General features: G+C 68.3%; 16 protein-coding genes. 7 read left to right on the plus strand and 9 right to left on the minus strand.

All coding sequences use genetic code 11. From position 1 onward, the window contains the following. Positions 1-56: 56 nt before the first annotated feature. Complete coding sequence (locus F0U63_RS01765; RefSeq protein WP_395843010.1) at positions 57-503, minus strand: hypothetical protein; 447 nt, start codon at positions 501-503, stop codon at positions 57-59. Between the two features lie 83 nt (positions 504-586). On the opposite strand from F0U63_RS01765, the gene F0U63_RS01770 reads away from it, so the two are divergent. Next, positions 587-1,996 carry a deoxyribodipyrimidine photo-lyase gene (locus F0U63_RS01770; protein WP_395843012.1) on the plus strand — a complete coding sequence of 470 codons (1,410 nt, stop codon included), beginning with the start codon at positions 587-589 and terminating at the stop codon, positions 1,994-1,996. A gap of 5 nt (positions 1,997-2,001) precedes the next feature. Here the strand turns inward: F0U63_RS01770 and F0U63_RS01775 are convergent, their stop codons facing one another. From F0U63_RS01775 to F0U63_RS01795, 5 genes are all read right to left on the minus strand, one after another. Beyond that, on the minus strand, positions 2,002-3,348 hold the full coding sequence (locus F0U63_RS01775; RefSeq protein WP_395843014.1) for an SGNH/GDSL hydrolase family protein: 1,347 nt from the start codon (positions 3,346-3,348) through the stop codon (positions 2,002-2,004). 158 nt (positions 3,349-3,506) lie between these two features. Continuing rightward, entirely contained in the window at positions 3,507-4,067 is a 561-nt protein-coding gene (locus F0U63_RS01780; protein ID WP_395843016.1) for a hypothetical protein, read from the minus strand. Between the two features lie 134 nt (positions 4,068-4,201). Continuing rightward, positions 4,202-4,657 carry a response regulator gene (locus F0U63_RS01785; protein WP_395843018.1) on the minus strand — a complete coding sequence of 152 codons (456 nt, stop codon included), beginning with the start codon at positions 4,655-4,657 and terminating at the stop codon, positions 4,202-4,204. 470 nt (positions 4,658-5,127) lie between these two features. Next, positions 5,128-5,310, minus strand: coding sequence for a hypothetical protein (locus tag F0U63_RS01790; protein ID WP_095983647.1), 183 nt, complete (start codon positions 5,308-5,310; stop codon positions 5,128-5,130). Between the two features lie 89 nt (positions 5,311-5,399). Then, entirely contained in the window at positions 5,400-5,603 is a 204-nt protein-coding gene (locus F0U63_RS01795) for a cold-shock protein (RefSeq protein WP_002629483.1), read from the minus strand. A 338-nt stretch (positions 5,604-5,941) separates the two neighbouring features. On the opposite strand from F0U63_RS01795, the gene F0U63_RS01800 reads away from it, so the two are divergent. Both F0U63_RS01800 and F0U63_RS01805 read left to right on the plus strand, forming a co-directional pair. After that, positions 5,942-6,601 carry a DUF4476 domain-containing protein gene (locus F0U63_RS01800; RefSeq protein ID WP_395843020.1) on the plus strand — a complete coding sequence of 220 codons (660 nt, stop codon included), beginning with the start codon at positions 5,942-5,944 and terminating at the stop codon, positions 6,599-6,601. A gap of 70 nt (positions 6,602-6,671) precedes the next feature. Beyond that, positions 6,672-7,835: a hypothetical protein gene (locus F0U63_RS01805; RefSeq protein ID WP_395843022.1), complete on the plus strand. Its 1,164-nt coding sequence runs from the start codon at positions 6,672-6,674 to the stop codon at positions 7,833-7,835. 10 nt (positions 7,836-7,845) lie between these two features. On the opposite strand, the gene F0U63_RS01810 is transcribed toward F0U63_RS01805, so the two are convergent. Further along, the gene (locus F0U63_RS01810) at positions 7,846-8,181 is read right to left on the minus strand and encodes a TerB family tellurite resistance protein (RefSeq protein ID WP_095983649.1); all 336 of its coding nucleotides are present in this window, start codon (positions 8,179-8,181) and stop codon (positions 7,846-7,848) included. Positions 8,182-8,276: 95 nt separating this feature from the next. On the opposite strand from F0U63_RS01810, the gene F0U63_RS01815 reads away from it, so the two are divergent. Then, the gene (locus tag F0U63_RS01815; protein ID WP_395843024.1) at positions 8,277-9,683 is read left to right on the plus strand and encodes a sigma 54-interacting transcriptional regulator; all 1,407 of its coding nucleotides are present in this window, start codon (positions 8,277-8,279) and stop codon (positions 9,681-9,683) included. A gap of 15 nt (positions 9,684-9,698) precedes the next feature. Here F0U63_RS01815 and F0U63_RS01820 read toward each other — a convergent pair whose 3' ends face one another. Continuing rightward, a complete protein-coding gene (locus F0U63_RS01820) occupies positions 9,699-10,598 on the minus strand; it encodes a type VI immunity family protein (protein ID WP_395843026.1) in 900 nt (299 codons plus the stop codon). Continuing rightward, positions 10,595-11,143: a hypothetical protein gene (locus tag F0U63_RS01825; protein ID WP_395843028.1), complete on the minus strand. Its 549-nt coding sequence runs from the start codon at positions 11,141-11,143 to the stop codon at positions 10,595-10,597. Before F0U63_RS01825 ends, F0U63_RS01820 begins: the two co-directional genes overlap by 4 nt. A 401-nt stretch (positions 11,144-11,544) precedes the next feature. Between F0U63_RS01825 and F0U63_RS01830 the strand changes: the two genes are divergently transcribed. The 3 genes from F0U63_RS01830 (at position 11,545) to F0U63_RS01840 (ending at position 16,013) form a co-directional block, all read left to right on the plus strand. Then, on the plus strand, positions 11,545-12,819 hold the full coding sequence (locus F0U63_RS01830; protein ID WP_395843030.1) for a hypothetical protein: 1,275 nt from the start codon (positions 11,545-11,547) through the stop codon (positions 12,817-12,819). Positions 12,820-13,028: 209 nt separating this feature from the next. Next, positions 13,029-13,532, plus strand: a complete 504-nt coding sequence (locus F0U63_RS01835; RefSeq protein WP_395843032.1) for a cupin domain-containing protein — start codon at positions 13,029-13,031, stop codon at positions 13,530-13,532. A gap of 72 nt (positions 13,533-13,604) precedes the next feature. Further along, positions 13,605-16,013 (plus strand): GH92 family glycosyl hydrolase, encoded by a 2,409-nt coding sequence (locus F0U63_RS01840; protein ID WP_395843034.1) that lies wholly within the window; start codon positions 13,605-13,607, stop codon positions 16,011-16,013. Position 16,014 lies beyond the last annotated feature (1 nt).

Here is a 16,014-nt window from a genome sequence, read left to right on the forward strand (position 1 = left end):
GGACACAGGAAGCGGCCAGGGCGTGGCCACGAGGGTGCCGCCTGCTTCCCCGCCCTTCAGGGGAGGGCCTTGTCCTCGCGGCGCAGTACCTCGCCCTCGACCACGGTGACGCCATCGGGGGAGGCGGGCGGGCCGAGCGTGGCGACGAGCTTGCGGTGGGCCTCCTCCAAGCGGCGGTGCAGGGTGGTGAAGGTCTGCTGGGCGGTGCTGGGCATGTCCTCGGTGTAGGTGAAGTACCAACGCATCGTGTCGAGGCACTCGTAGAAGTGGTCGACGACGGACTGCTCGCGCACGGGCAGGTGCACGAGCTCCTGGAAGGTGGCGCTGGTGTAGCGCGTGGCGAGCGTCTGGAGCATGGGCTCGCGGCTGCGCAGGCGCGAGAAGAGGACGAACATCTCGCCGCGGCGCGCCTCGAGCCGGCGCATGAGGCCCGCGGCATCCAGGGCGATCAGGTTGCGCACGCGGAGGGTGGTTTCATCGGAGGCTTGTTTGCGGCGAGCCATGGCGCGCGAGTCTAGCGCGCGAAGCGCTTTTCCTCCGGGGGGTTTTATGGGTCGATGGCCGCTGGCGGGGCGAGGAGAGGATCATGGCGAACACACGCATCGAGGCCGGCCGCATCCAACGGCTCAACACCCGGGAGTCCAGTGAGGGCGACTACGTCCTCTATTGGATGCAGCAGAGCGCGCGGGCCGAGCACAACCCGGCGCTGGAGTTCGCGGTCCAGCGTGCCAACGAGGCGAAGCTGCCGCTGCTCGTGGGCTTCGGGCTCATGGATGACTACCCCGAGGCCAACGCGCGTCACTACCGCTTCCTGCTGGAGGGGTTGCGCGACACGGCGCGTGCGCTCGCGCGCCGGAGGATTCCCTTCGTCGTCCAGCGGGGCAGTCCGGAGGTGGTGGCGCTGAAGCTCGCGCGGCGCGCGGCGCTCGTGGTGGCGGACCGGGGCTACCTGCGTCACCAGAAGCAATGGCGCCGCACGCTGGCGGACAAGGCCACCTGTCCGGTGTTCCAGGTGGAGGGCGACGTGGTGGTGCCCGTGGACATCGCCTCCAACAAGGCCGAGTGGGCGGCGCGCACCCTGCGGCCGAAGCTCCACCGGGCGTGGGATGCCTACCTGGTGCCGCTCGCGCCCACGCAACTCCAGACGGACTCGACGCGCCTGGGGGTGCAGGGCCTGGAGCTGGAGGACGTGGACGCGCTGCTCGGCAAGCTGAAGTTGGAGCGCGGCGTGCCTCCCGTCCACCACCGCTTCCGGGGCGGCACGAGCGAGGCCCTCCGCCTGCTGCGCGCGTTCGTCACCGAGCATCTGCCCGAGTACAAGGAGAACCGGCCGCATCCGGAGAGCGGGCACGTGTCACACATGAGCAAGTACCTGCACTTCGGGCAGGTGAGCCCGGTGGTGGTGGCGCTCGCGGCGCGCGCGGCGAAGGCGGCGGACCCTCAGCGCGAGAGCTTCCTGGAGGAGCTCATCGTCCGGCGCGAGCTGACGCAGAATTTCTGCGAGTTCACGCCGAACTACGACACCTACGACTGTCTGCCCAAATGGGCGCGCGAGACGTTGCACCAGCACCGCGGCGACGAGCGGCAGCACCAGTACAGCCTGGAGCAGCTAGAGCGGGCGCAGACGCATGATCCGTACTGGAACGCCTCCATGCGGGAGATGCGTTACACGGGCTACATGCACAACGCGATGCGCATGTACTGGGGGAAGAAGATCCTCGAGTGGAGCAGTACCCCCGAGCACGCGTACCGCACGCTGCTCACGCTCAACAACACCTACTTCCTGGATGGGCGTGACGCGAACTCCTACGCCAACGCGGGCTGGGTGTTCGGCCTGCATGACCGGCCCTGGGCCCGGCGGGAGATCTTCGGCACCGTGCGCTACATGTCCGCGGGGGGACTGGAGCGCAAGGCGGACATGGATGCGTATATCCGCAAGGTGGACGCCCTCGTGGCCGAGGCGAAGGCGGCCGGAGTCCGCTTCGACGGGGACTGAGGCGCTCAGGGCGCGGAAGGCGAGGGCGGCGCGTCGGTCGATGCATCCGCGGTGGGCGTTTGCACCTGCACGCCCGCCGCGGCCTGCACACCCGCCGCGCGCAACACGCGCGTCACCTCGGCGGCCATGACCTGGTGGCCCTTGGCGCTCGGGTGGATGCCATCCACCTCCAGCCCGTCGATGAACAGGTGCACGTTGTCGGGCTGGCGCGTCACCGCCTCGAGGTCGATGAGCGAGGTGCTGTAGGTGGTGCGCAGCCAGGCGTTGAAGGCGAGACGGTCCCGCTTCACCACCTCGTAGTCGCCGTGGTTGCTCTTCTCCTTGGGCAGGAGCGTGCTCACCCACGTGCGGCACCGCGGCTGGAGGCGCGTGACGAGCCCCTCCATGCGCCTCTGCAACCCGCCCATGTCCAGCGAGCTCAAGTCATTGGTGCCCAGCAGCACGATGCAGTCGGTGATGCCCTGGAGCGAGAGCACTTCCTGATCCAGGTTCTCCAGCTCCTCGTAGAAGCCCTGGCCGGAGACGCCCGAGTTGACGACGGGGACGCCGAGCTGGGCCTCGGCGAGCGAGGGCCAGGCCTTGCGCGTGTCGTCGCGCTCGGAGATGTAGCCCTCGGTGATGCTGTCGCCGATCGCGACGAAGGCGCGGGAGGGCGGGCCTTCCACGTCCACGGTGGCCAGCCCCAGGCCGACTCCCGACGCCGTGCCGCCCAGGGCGCCGGAGGTGCTCGCGTAGGAGCCCGAGCGGAGGTAGCTGCCGGGCAGCGTCTCGATGGCGCTGGCGCCCAGGGCGCCCTTCACCTCGAAGGAGATGGCGAGCTCGTCGCGGAAGCCCACGGTGAAGGGGACGGGATCGGACACCGCGAGCGCGCGGGCGCCCACGGAGAAGCCCGCGGAGCCCGCGAACGTCACCGCCACCGGGCTCGAGGCCAGCGCGCCATTGGCTCCCGCCTTGGCGACCGTGGCCTTGCTCAGCGTCAGCGAGCCGTCTCCCGAGCGGAAGGTGAGCCGCACGCGTTGGCCCGGACGCCCCACCGGCACGCGCAGGCGCACCGTGAGGGTGCCACTGGTCACCTGGGACGTGTTGTAGGACCAGCGCAGCGCCTGGTGGAAGCCGGGTTGGAACATCGGCGGAGTGGGGCGGGGCGCGCTCTCCTGTTCGTCATCGGGCCGCACCGGGGCCACGATGATGACATCCGGCAGGGGCTGCTCCTGGGGGGGCGGCGCCTCCAGCGCGGGCGGCTCCTCCCCGGCGATGGGTGGCTCCACGGCCGAGCCGTCCGATGGCCCGCATCCCACCATCAGGAGCGCCCACGTCCACACCGCCCACCGCGTTCGTCCATATCCGCCCATACCCACCCCTCCGATCGCGCCCAGAGGGTGTGCACGCTCCCGGCCGATGGGGAGGTGCACCCGCGTCTGAATCACGGTCCGGCAACCCGGAAAACGAGACAACCTCCCCCCATCACGCGGACGGGAGGAGGCTGGAAGACCTCAGGTATGCCGACGCCTCACGGCAGGATGCGGGCGAGCAGGTTCCACTTGGTGTTGGTGGAGGCGTGGTTGTCCAGCCAGGTGGACACGCCGATCAGGCCCGCCATGCTGATGATGCTGAAGAGGCCCAGGCCGTTGACGAGGCGGGTGGCGTTCTTGACGTCTTGCGGCGCCTCGGGCGAGGCCTTGTAGCCCGAGTCCATGGGGATGCCCTCCTTGAGGGCTCGCTTGGCGAGGAAGCCGCCGCTCAGCAGGTTGACGAAGCCGCTGACGAGCGTGGCGCCCATCAGGAAGTCCTTGGCGATGACGAGCCTGCGCGCCTCGGGCGAGATGAAGCGGCCACTGATGGCGGTGCGGCCCACCAGCCAGGTGATGGCGGCGGTCCCGATGCTCAGGGCATTGATGATGTTGTAGCCGTTCCACGCCGTGTTGACGAGCTTGGCGCGCTCCTGCTTGTCGCTGATGAGCTTGACCGACGGATTGAGGGCCGCCTGGCCGAAGAGCGAGCCACCAAAGCCCACGGCGAGGCCGAGGTTGTGGAGGACATAGGCGCTGGTGGTGAGAACGGGTGTCGTCATGGGAGAACCCCTCCGTACTGCGTGTGTGGTGTGACGCTGAAGCTACACACGCCCCACATGTCGGCAGCGCAGTGGGGGCGGCTCGCCTGGTGGGCGAGGAAGGAGCCGTCGCGGAGCAGCGCGGCCCCTCGGATTCACTGCATGAGCGAGCACGCCTCATCGCGATGCCAGAGGGCCTCTCGCGAGGAGCGGGACAGCTCGTCCGGGTGGGGACCATGGGGAGGGCCCTGCGCCTCGGCGCCGGAGTCGACGAGGGCCTGGTTGACCACTTCCTCGAACTGGCTCAGCTCCGCGCACTTGGAGAGGAAGGCGATCACCCCGGGGGCATGGGGATCCGTCGCGGCGCTGTGCATGATGATGGGAATGTCGCGCAGCTCCTCGTCCTGGACGAGGTGCTGGCACAACTCCACTCCCGTCATGCGCGGCATCTGCCAGTCGGTCACTACCAGATCCGGATGCCGTTGCTGGGCGAGGTGCAGCGCCTCGCGTCCATCCCGGGCGCGCAGCACCCGGTGGTCCATCAGCTCCAGGACCTCTGTATAGAGATCGAGGAGCTCGGTCTCGTCATCCACTAGCAAAATGGTGCTCATGGCCGCACCGGTCCCTTTCACGTCGCAGCGGTGAGATCGTTTCGCCTCGACCAGGAGGGCCGTCCGGGCACACCACTTCATGACCGGTTCTTCGTCCGCTCACTGGGTGACATGTATGATTTGGTACGCAGGTCGTTGAAAGACCAGCGTTTCCACACCGGGGCCCGCTTGCCCCGCCGGTGGAGGCGGAAGGGTCTGGGGGCATAGTGCCAAGTCCCTTGCCCGAGGATGGACGGGAGGACAGGACTGCCGGGCGGACGAGGACTCGCTGGGAGGGCGGGGGTCGCGGGCCCTGGGCTCTTCACCTTCGAGGAGCGGGCCGCGCGCGACGCGCCGCGGTAGGGGCGGTAGGTGGGGAAAGAGAGGCCGAGGGCTCCCGGGACAGCGGGGGACCGGAATCTTCAATCGATTCCAGGCCCGGTCGCCGCCACCGGCGCCCATCAAGCGGTTTCACTCGAATTCACTCGGTTTCACATCTCCAGCGGCGGCTGGGGACCGGGGATGATGCCCGCGATATCGGGGTCCTCCTCACCGGGCAGCCGAGCGGGCTTGGTCTCCCGGTCGCGCTGCCGCTCTGCCTTCTTGGCCTCCTTGTCGCGCTGCTTCTGCTGACGGGCCATTTCCTTCTGTCTCTTCGTGGACCTTCCCTGCATGGTTGCTCCGGGGAAAGAGGAAAAAAGAAGCCCGGCCTCTGGGGAGGCCGGGCCTCATGACTGAAAAATAAGGTGCGGCGCGCGGCGGATCAGCCGGTAACGCGCACGTTCTCGGCCTGCAGGCCCTTGGGGCCACGCTTCACGTCGAACTCCACGCGCTGGCCCTCGGCCAGGGTGCGGAAGCCGTCCGACTGGATGGCGGTGTGGTGGCAGAACACATCCTCGCCACCATCCTGCGCGATGAAACCGAAGCCCTTCGAATCGTTGAACCACTTCACGGTGCCAGTTGCCATTGACTTGATGCTTTCCGGTACAGCAGGGCGTCCAATCGCCAAACTGTTCGCTCTTCCGAGCGTTGATCGTGACCTATAACCCGCCCCCCCGTGAAGTCGAGCCAGGAAATCTCCCAGCGGCATTTTCACGACAGTCGGGTGGGGATCGCGACCTGTTGGAAAACGAGTTCGGGCCCTTTTCTGTTCCAGGGGAAGGTGGATGTGGGGCTTCCTGGTCCGCCTGCTCTCCAGCCGGCCCCTGGAGCGCTCCTCGGAGCGTGAGGTTTGAATGGAGCCGGGGGAGGCTGCGTCGGAGGAGACCAGTTGCAGCTTCCGCCTTCCCTCCGAGAGATGATTCCATGAAAGCCCTGTTTGCCGCCCTGGCCCTGCTCACCGCGTTCACCGCCTCCGCCCAGACCCCGCCGCCCTCGGGTGAGGCCACGGGTCTGGCGCCCCCGGGTGCGTCCGCGAGTGCGCGCTCCGGTGACGCCGAGTCCTGGCGTGGGGGCAGGAGCACGCAGGTGGTGGTCGAGCGCGAGGACCTGGAGCGGCGCCTGGCCCGTCTGGAGTCGCTGCTGAAGGAGTCCGAGCGCGGCCGGCGCGGCGATGGCCGCCTGAACGAGGCGTACCAGGAGCTGTCCGCCCTGCGCCAGGTGGTGGCCCGCGCGCCCGAAGCGCGCGGCGGCTACAACGGTCCGCCGTCGCGTCCACCCGCGCCGCCCGCGCCCGCGGTCTCCGCCATCCCGGAGCAGCGGCTGCGCGACATCCTCAACGCCGTGTCGCGCGAGTCCTTCGCCTCGGAGAAGCTGCGCGTGCTCGAGACGGCCAGCCGCGGGGACTACTTCCTCGTGAGCCAGGTGGCGCGGGCGGTCGACCAGTTCTCCTTCTCCGGGGATCGGCTGTCCGTGGTGCGCATGTTGTGGCCGCGCGTGTTGGATCGGCAGAACGGCTACCAGCTCAACGGCTCGTTCTCGTTCTCCAGCGACAAGCAGGAACTGCAGCGCATCATCTCCGGCTGAGCCTGGAGCGGGCGAGCCCCGGGCTCGCGGGTTTCACGGGTGCGCGTTCGCTGGTTGAATGCGCCCCCCGATGCGCTCCCCCTTGCACTTCCGCCGCGTGACGCTCCTGGCCCTGCTGGGAGCGGTGCTGCTCTCGGTCCCGCTCTCCCTGCATCCCCGGCTCCGGGGGTTGTCGCTCGTGGCCCGCGCCTCCGGCCGGGACGAGGGCCTGGCCGGGCAGCTCGCGCGCTGGGGCACCCAGTCCTTCACCGTGGAGGACACTTCCGTGCCCTCGCGCCATGGGCCCCTGCGTGCCCGCGTCTTCCGCCCCGCGAAACCCGAGGGCCGCACCGTCCTGCTCATCCCCGGGGTGCACGCGGAGGGCATCGACGAGCCCCGTCTGGGCGCGCTCGCCGCGGATCTCGCCACCGGAGGACTCACCGTGCTCACCCTCGAGCTGCCGGATCTCCTGCGCTACCAGCTCACCCCGCGCGAGCCGGACATGATCGAGGACGCCGCGCTCTGGGCCTCCGCGCGGTCGGAGCTCGCGCCGGACGGCCGGGTGGGCCTCATGGGCATCAGCTTCTCGGGAGGGCTGTCGCTCGTGGCCGCGGGGAGGCCGGCGCTCGCGGACAAGGTGGCCTTCACCTTCTCGCTCGGGGGACATGGCGACCTCACGCGCGTGCTCGCCTTCCTGTGCACGGGGGTCCAGGCGGATGGCGTGCACCGCGCGCCGCATGACTATGGCGTCGTCATCCTCCTGCTCAACGTGGCTGGACAGCTCGTGCCCGCGGAGCAGGTGGAGCCGCTGCGCGCGGGCATCCTCACCTTCCTGCGCGCCTCGCACCTGGCCATGCACGACGCGCGGCGGGCGGCGGAGACCTTCGCCGAGGCCCGCCGCCAGCAGGCCGAGCTGCCCGAGCCCGCCGCCACCCTGCTGCGGCACGTGAACGAGCGGAACGTCGCCGCGCTCGGGCCCCTGCTGTTGCCGCACGTGAAGGACTTCGCCAGCGCGCCCGCCCTGTCTCCCGAGCACTCGCCCGTGCCCCCCACGCCCGTCTTCCTGCTGCATGGCACGGAGGACACCGTCATCCCCGCCGTCGAGTCCGAGCGCCTCGCGCGGGTGCTGGAGCCGCGGACGCGGGTGCGCCTGTTGCTCACGCCCCTCATCACCCACGCCGAGATGGACCGGGTGGCGAGCCCTCCGGACGTCTGGCGGCTCGCGGACTTCTGGGCGGCCCTGCTCGGCGCGTAGGGCCGGGGCCTCAGGCCGGGGGCAGGCCGAGCATCTCGCGCACCTGCGCGAGCATCTCCTGCTCGGACACGTGCACCGAGGCGTCGGTCTCGATGAGCGTGCGCACGGTGGCGATCGCCTCGTCGGCGTGCTGGCGCAAGAGGCCGAGGTTCGGCGCGGGCAGGGGCTCGCCCAACTCCAGACAGCGCTCCAGCCGTTGCAGCTCGGGCAGGGGCACCTTCCAGCGCGCCGCCGCGCCCACGAGCGCCTGGGCCTCGCGCGGGTCGATCTCGTCATCACTCCAGGCCACGTGCAGCAGCAGCTTGAGCAGCTCGATGTAGAAGCGGTCGTCGATGGGGGTGGTCATTCCCGGGGGGGTCTCCGCGGGCCCAGCGTCGCCTTTTCTTCCTCCCACGTCCATCCACCCTGGGCGAAGGGGCCCGCGTGCTAGCGTGGCGCCCCATGACTTCGTCCGATCGGACTCGAGCAACGCCTGTTTCGCGCAAGGAGGACGGGGAGAGCGCGGAGGTGCCTGGGGCAGCGGACCCCCAGGACCTGAGCGTGACCCGGCCCTACACGCATGTGCCGAACGCGCCCGAGGTGCCCGCCGTCCGCCGCTTCCTGCTCACCGTGGTGGAGGGGCCCGGGCCGGGGACCGTGTGGGACTCGGTATCCGATGCCTGCTCCATCGGTTCGCACCCGAGCAACGACTTCACCCTGGATGACCCCACGGTGTCGCGCTTCCACTGTGAGATTCGCGTGAGCCCCCGGGGCGCGCGGGTGAAGGACCTGGACAGCACCAACGGCGTCATCCTGGATGGGGTGCAGGTGTCCGAGGGCTACCTGCGCGGGGGCAGCCTGCTGCGGCTGGGGCGCGCCGTGGTGCGCTTCGACTTCAGTCCGGACAGCAACCGGCTGCCGGTGTCCGAGCGCACGCGCTTCGGCTCGCTCGTGGGCGTATCGGTGCCCATGCGCATGTGCTTCGCGCTGCTCGAGCGCGCGGCGGCCCGGGACGTGACGGTGCTCCTGGAGGGGGAGACGGGCACGGGCAAGAGCCAGGCGGCGCAGGCCATCCACCAGGAGAGCGCCCGCCGGGACAAGCCCTTCCTCACCGTGGACTGTGGCGCCATTCCGGCGGACTTGCTGGAGAGCGAGCTGTTCGGCCACGAGAAGGGGGCCTTCACGGGCGCGGCCACGCGGCGCATCGGCGCCTTCGAGGAGGCGCACGGCGGCACCGTCTTCCTCGACGAGATTGGCGAGCTGCCCGCCGAGCTCCAGCCCAAGCTCCTGCGGGTGCTGGAGGCGCGGGAGATCCGACGGGTGGGCACCAACGCCTACGTGCCGGTGGACGTGCGCATCATCGCCGCCACCAACCGGGACTTGCGCGCGGAGGTGAACGCGGGGCGCTTCCGCTCGGACCTCTTCTTCCGCCTGGCGGTGTTGCGCGTGCCGTTGCCGCCCGTGCGCCAGCGGCCCGAGGACTTGCAGTTGCTGGTGGAGCAGATCCTCCTGGGGCTGGGTGCGGAGCCGGAGCGGACCCAGGCGTTGCGCTCGCCGGGCTTCATCTCGCGGCTGGAGCAGGCGGCGTGGCCGGGCAACGTGCGCGAGCTGCGCAATTACCTCGAGCGCTGCCTCGTTTTCGAGGACACGCTGGAGCTCACGGACGTGGCGCCCCAGGGCAGCCGGGCGGAGGTGGACCCGAAGGTGCCGTACGCCGAGGCGAGGCGCCTGGCGCTGGACGACTTCGAGCGGCGCTACCTGCGCGCGCTCCTGGCGCTGCACCAGGGCAAGGTGTCCCAGGCGGCCACGGGCGCGGACATGGACCGGGTGTACCTCTACCGCCTGCTCCGGCGCCACGGCATCAAGTAGGGCGACCCGCGCTCCTCAATCCAGGAAGCGGCGTTCCCAGCGACGCAGTTGCTCGGTCGCTACCCGGAAGTCCGACGCGGGCCAGCGGTGCAGGTAGGGCTCGAGGAGCCGGGCGAGGGCGCGGTGTCTGGGAAGTGTCTGGCCCGCCTGGAGGTCTCCAGTTTCGGGCCGCTCGCCCAGGGTGATGAGCACCCGGTCTCCGCTCATCTCTTGCAGGGTGATGCCTGGAAGGGACAGGGCCTCCCTCAGGGCGGCCACGCCACCGAGTTGGCCCAGCACGGGTTGCCCGAGGAAGTTCATCCAGTGAACTCCATCCACCCAGGTGTCCATGCGCAGTACCGCGCTTTTCGAGGCGAGATGGACCCCGGGGAAGCGCGGGTGGATGAGAGGAAGGACCTCGCTGAAGTACCACGGTTTCGTGCAGAGCGCGAAGTCCACATATCCGGAGTTGAAGGGCAACTCCGCCGCCAGTTCGAGGGCCAGGGTTTGCACGTGAGCCGGGCCTCGCTCTTCCAGATATTCCGTGGGCAGGCGGATGTACAAGACGCTCACATCATGCTTCCGATCGGGCCAGGGGAGTGGGACGATGTCCAAGCCCCGGTAGTCCAAATGGAGGTCATCTGCCCCGTCTGTCTTTCCCTCCAAGACAAGAAAAACGGCCTCCTCGGGTCCTGGTGCGAGTGTTTCCTGGAGGAGTCTCTTCCAAGAGGACTCCTCGAGTGGTTCGGTTTGTCCTTCGCCGACGTATCGTTCGAAGGAATAGGGACGTATTCTTTCTCGCAAGAGTTCCAGGGCGCGTACAACGGCCGGTGCGAACCGCTCATTGGGATGCCGCAGGTAGAAACACAGAATCACCGCATCGCTTGCGCGCAATCCACCGTGTTCGTTGAAGTGTCGTATCCGAGGGTATCTCATGGTGAGTATCTCTTCCTATTCCCGGATGACTCCCTGTCGAGGTGAGACGAGGCGAGGAGGGACCCCGAGTGCTTGTTCATAGCGCTCTCCTTGAAACCAATCCAGCCAGGGGCCTTTGCGGTACTTCTCCCACCGGGCAATATTGCTTTCCGGACAGGGGAACTTGAGATCGTACACGCTGACGATGAAACCCTGTTCATCCAACCCTTCCAGCCCTGCTTCGCCACGATTTCCTCCACCCTCTTCTTGTCCAGGAACTCCCACTGGCCGGTCCGGTCATCGAGCCGGAAACGAGGATGGAGCCAGTATCGCCCGGGGAGTAGCAGGTTCAACGCCTTGCGCAGGCAGGGCCAGGCCTGCTCGTGCTTGAAAAGCCCCAGATAGACGGCCCACGTCACCTGGTCGCCCGCCTTGAGCTGCTGGCAGATCTCCGCGCTCGGGCTTCGGCCCTGGAAGTGGTGGTCGTTGACCTGCTGGTCCGCCTCGCGCGTGCACCGTTCGATCGCCCGCTCGACCTTCGCGAGCAGGTCCGCCGCCAGCTCCACTCCCGATGTTCGGCGGCATTGATCCGGGGCTGCATCGTTACCGCCACGATGGTCGCCATGCCGGTGGCAGCGAACTTCATCGCCGGGGATGGCGAGCGCACCACCTGCTCCGCCTCGAAGCCCGTGCAGCGCTCCCATTCGCCCGGAAACTGCTTGAGACAGCATTCGGGGGTGAGGTCTCGCGGACCGCATTCGCCTTCTGGTCCAACGGGGTCGGACTCCGCCAAGCAGTCGACCTGGAGCAGGGCCAGGAGGGCAAGCACCCAGGACACCTTCTTCGAGGAGTGGAGGGCCACGCACCTGATGGTAACATGAAGCTCCGAGGGCTCATGGGCACATCGGTTGAAGGCGGAGAGGCGGGGCGGAAGGGCGAACAGTCTCATTATTGGACACGCCGCCGGGTGTTGTTCTGGTCCCTGGGTCTGGTGCCCCTCACGGCGGGGGTAGGGTGGTCGGCCTTCGAGTGGTTCGACGAACGCAAGAAGACGCGAGATTCGGCCGCGCAACTGACCCAGAAAGCCGCCGAGCATGCCTTTGACGGCAGTCTGGGCGGGCTCCCCTTGCTCGGCCGGGTGCTGAAAGCCGCCAGGATCCATACGCCCGCCCAACTGCTGGCGGCGTGCTGGTTCATGCAGGTGGGCAAGTGGGACCTTGCTCTGGATTACCTCGAAGGCGCCGCGATCAGGCAGTCACCGGAGGCACTCCTGTTGCGCCACCTCGCCGAGCGCCAGCCGGGTGTGTCCCAATGGCGCCATGCCTTTTTCGATGCCTGGCAGTCGCTCGGAAGGCCGGACTTCCGTCAGAGCACCCTGCTCCCCAATCCCTTGCAGTGGAATCATCTGATGGCCGACACCTGGTCGCCCTGGGATGCAACCCACGAATCCCGGCGCTTGCCCCTGGTGGTGTTGAATCCCGAGCTGGCTCGGGTACACCTGGAAGAGGTGCGTGGGCTGGTCCTCTCGTCTGACTCCCTTCCCCTTCTCGTGGCACTGCGCGAGCACCTCTACGCCTACGAGGAAGGAGATCCACCGCGTCCGGGCTTGTTGCCCGCCGTGGAGGAGCGGATCGGGCAGCTCGCCGGATCCTCTCCCCGCACCCTCCAGCTCGCCTTGATTTCTTTCCTGACCGGCAGTCAGCTCTCCCAGCCCTTCACCCGAGGGGAACTGGAAACGCTCGAGAATCTGGTCACCTTGTCCGAGTGGAAGCAGCCCTCCAGCGAGCAATTCTTCGTGGAGATGCGTGGGCATTTCGAGGCGTTGTCCCCACCGGGTCATCATGCGTGGTCGGCGGCCACCCTGGCGCAGGGGGTCTCCCTGGGCGTGTTGCTCTATCACCGGGCTCGGGCCAGCAAGGCGCACCTGAACGACGAGGACCGGCGGTGGTTGGGCCGTCTGCTATGGGTCGCCGGAGCGCGCTTGCGCGAGCAGCACTCGTGCCTGGAAGTGGAACAGGGGCTCCGGCTGCAGATGCTCGGCAGTGAATGGATGGAGCACCCACCGTCGCGCGACGACTGCATCACGGTGTGGATGGACGTCGGGCGATGGCAGGAGTCCTTGCTGCAAGCGGCCTACTATCGCTGGCCCCTGGCCTCCTTGCAGGAGGAGTCCTGCGAACCCAGGGCCCGGGACGAGCTGACCTGGATGCGAGCCTTCGCGGACAAGATCCCCCTGCCTTGACCTGGTTTCAGGGCGCTCTGATCCGCTCCAACCCCAGAATTCCAATACCCCGGGATGCCGGCCCACGAGTGCCCGGCCTCCTGTGACGGCGTTCACACCTTTCGCGTGAAGCGAAACACAGACTCGAAAGGGCGGATGTAGCACCTTGGTGCGTGTCAGGGGGTGGTCCCTGATGTTGGACGCGAACGAATCCGAGCACTGGGGGAGTCATGTTTCATCTCGATCGTCATTTTTCGTTGGGGGGGGCGCTGTTCACGCTCGATGGGATTCTGGAGGCCTTTGGTGTAGGCCATGAGGAGCCGGGCTTCCTCGAAAGGCCCACGGCCTTGCCCGAGACACTCAGGGGCCAGTCGATGATCGTCTACTCGCCGCGGCGGCGCGTGGACGAATCGCTGCTGCGTCCGCTGGGGCCCCCGGAGGACATCGGTGGTGAGGTCCTCGAAGGCGATCCCGTCCTCTCCGCCCGGATCGACTTCAACGAGCAGGGCATGATGGCTGGCATCTTCAAGTCGACCACCGGGAAGGTGAGGATCCACTTCCCCTTCACCGAACACGCCACCATCCTCGAGGGGGAAGTCACCCTGACCGATGAGACGAAGCAGACCCGCACCTTGAAGAAGGGTGACAGCTACTTCATCCGCCAGGGGCAGACCGTCGTCTGGGAGGTCAAGGGCAAGCACGTCATCAAGAGCTTCTTCAACATCACCCGGTGACTCGCCTGGAAGAGGGCGGTAAGAGGCCTCGGACGGGCAGCCCTAACGCCCCAGTCAGATGGAGGCCTCTCCTTGTCGTCCCATCCCTTCATGACCCGCCGCGGCGCCGGCCTGGCGCTTGGCGTCCTCTTCCTGGCCTTGGACGCCCTGGCCCAGGCTCCGACGCCAGCTCAGGAAGTGAATCCCTTCATCGGCACGACGAACGGAGGCAACGTCTTTCCGGGGCCCGTCGCGCCGTTCGGCATGGTGTCCTTCAGCCCCGACCAGAGCCCCCTGCCCGGCAGGCGCGCGCCCATCGCCGCGCCCGGAGGGTACGAGTGGCGCTCCAATGGAATCCGGGGCTTCAGCCTCACCCACCTGTCGGGCAGTGGTTGCGCCGGAGCAGGGGGCGACATCCCCCTCCTGCCCATCACCACCCCGGTGCGCGTCTCTCCCTCCTCGCCAGACGCCTATACCGTCTATTCCAGCCTGATGAGCCATGCGAAGGAGAGCGCCTCGCCCGGCGCCTATCGCGTGGCGATGGAGAACGGCGTGACCGTCGAGCTGGCGGCGACGCCGAGGACGGCGGTGGGCCGGTTCTCCTTCCCGGCCGACAAGCCCGCGAACGTCCTGTTCCGCACCTCCGACTCGCAGACCGGCAGCACCGCCGCCGTCACCCGCATCGATCCGGACAAACGAACGGTCTCGGGCTCGGTGACCAGCGGCAACTTCTGTGGCTACCTCGCCGCCGACCGGCGCGAGAGCTACTACACGCTTCATTTCGTGGCGGTGTTCGACCAGCCCTTCACGACGGGCGGCACGTGGCGCGATGGCGTGGTGACGCCCGGCTCGGCCTCGGCGGAGGGAGGCACCACCTATGGCGAGCAGGGCTTCCCACCGGCTGGCAAGGGCTCCGGCGGATGGATCTCCTTCGAGCCGAAGACCTCTCCCGTCGTCAACGTGCGGATCGGCGTGTCCTATGTCGACGAGGCGGGCGCCCGGGCCAATCTGGAGGCCGAGAGTCCGGCCTCGGCGACGCTGGAGGGGACGCAAGGCGCCACGCGTGACGCCTGGAACCAACTGTTGGGGAAGATCCGCATCGAGGGCGGAAGCCGTGACGACCGCACGGTGTTCTACACGGCGCTCTACCATTCCCTGATTCATCCCAGCCTGCACAGCGACGTGGATGGTCGCTACCGCGGCATGGATGGCAGGATTCACGAGGTCTCGGGCGCCCAGAAGGCGCAATACGCCAACTTCTCCGGCTGGGACGTCTATCGCTCGCAGGTGCAGTTGGTCACGCTGTTGGAGCCCAAGGTCGGCTCCGACCTCGCCCAGTCCCTGCTCAACCAGGCCCACCAGAACGGCGGTGTCTGGGATCGCTGGACGCATGTCACGGGAGCGACGGGGGTGATGAACGGCGACCCCTCGCCACCCACCGTGGCCGCCATCCACGCCTTCGGTGGACGCGACTTCGACCTGAAGGGCGCCTACGCCTCGCTCCTCAAGGCCGCGACGGTTCCGACGCCCAAGGACCTCGGCCGCGTTGGCTGTCCGGTCCTCTGTCAGGGCCAGCGGCCGGGGCTCGATCAATGGCTGTCGCACCACTACATGCCCGTCGGCTCGCCCGGCTGGGGCAGCGCGTCCGACACGCTGGAGCTGGCGGCGGCCGATTTCGCCATGGCGCAGCTGGCGCGCCTGGCCGGCGACAAGACGAACGTCCGGCGCTTCACCGAACGGTCGGGCTGGTGGCGCAACCTGTACAACCCCGCCGCCACGAGCGCGGGCGGCTACCTCCAGCCGCGCAACGCCGATGGAAGCTGGCCCGCCTTCGACCCGGCCTCCGATGACGAGTTCGTCGAGGGGTCGGGGGCCCACTACCTGTGGATGGTCCCGTTCGATCCCGCTGGCTTGTTCGACCTGATGGGCGGACGCGACAAGGCGCGGGCCCGGCTGGACGGGTTCTTCCAGGACGAGAAGGGGGCGTGGGTGGTCACCAAGGCCGGCCCGTTGCATGCCGAATTGGACAACGAGCCGTCCATCGCGGCCCCCTGGCTCTACGTGTTCGCCGGCGAGCCCTGGAAGACGCAGGCCGTCGTCCGTGCCGCCATGCGGAAGATCTGGACCAACGCACCCGAAGGCATCTCCGGAAACGACGACCTGGGGCAGATGTCGTCCTGGTACGTCTGGTCTGCCTTGGGGCTGTATCCGGTCTACCCGGGGCGCGCCGAGCTGGTCGTTGGCAGTCCGCTGTTCCCGTCGGCGCGGATCTCCCGCCCGGGCGCGACGCTCACCATCAAGGGCACGGGCGCCGCACCCGACGCGCCCTATGTCCGCGCACTCAAGGTCAATGGAAAGCCCTCCCAGCGGGCCTGGCTGCCGGCGGACTTCATTGCTCGCGAAGGCGTCCTGGAGTTCGAACTCTCGCCCACGCCCGAGCGCGGATGGGGCGCCGCTGCCGCGGATGCTCCGCCGTCCTTTGGCCCACGATCCACCCGGTAGC

Origin of the sequence: Cystobacter fuscus, from assembly GCF_044360685.1 — a bacterium.
GTDB lineage: Bacteria > Myxococcota > Myxococcia > Myxococcales > Myxococcaceae > Cystobacter > Cystobacter fuscus_C.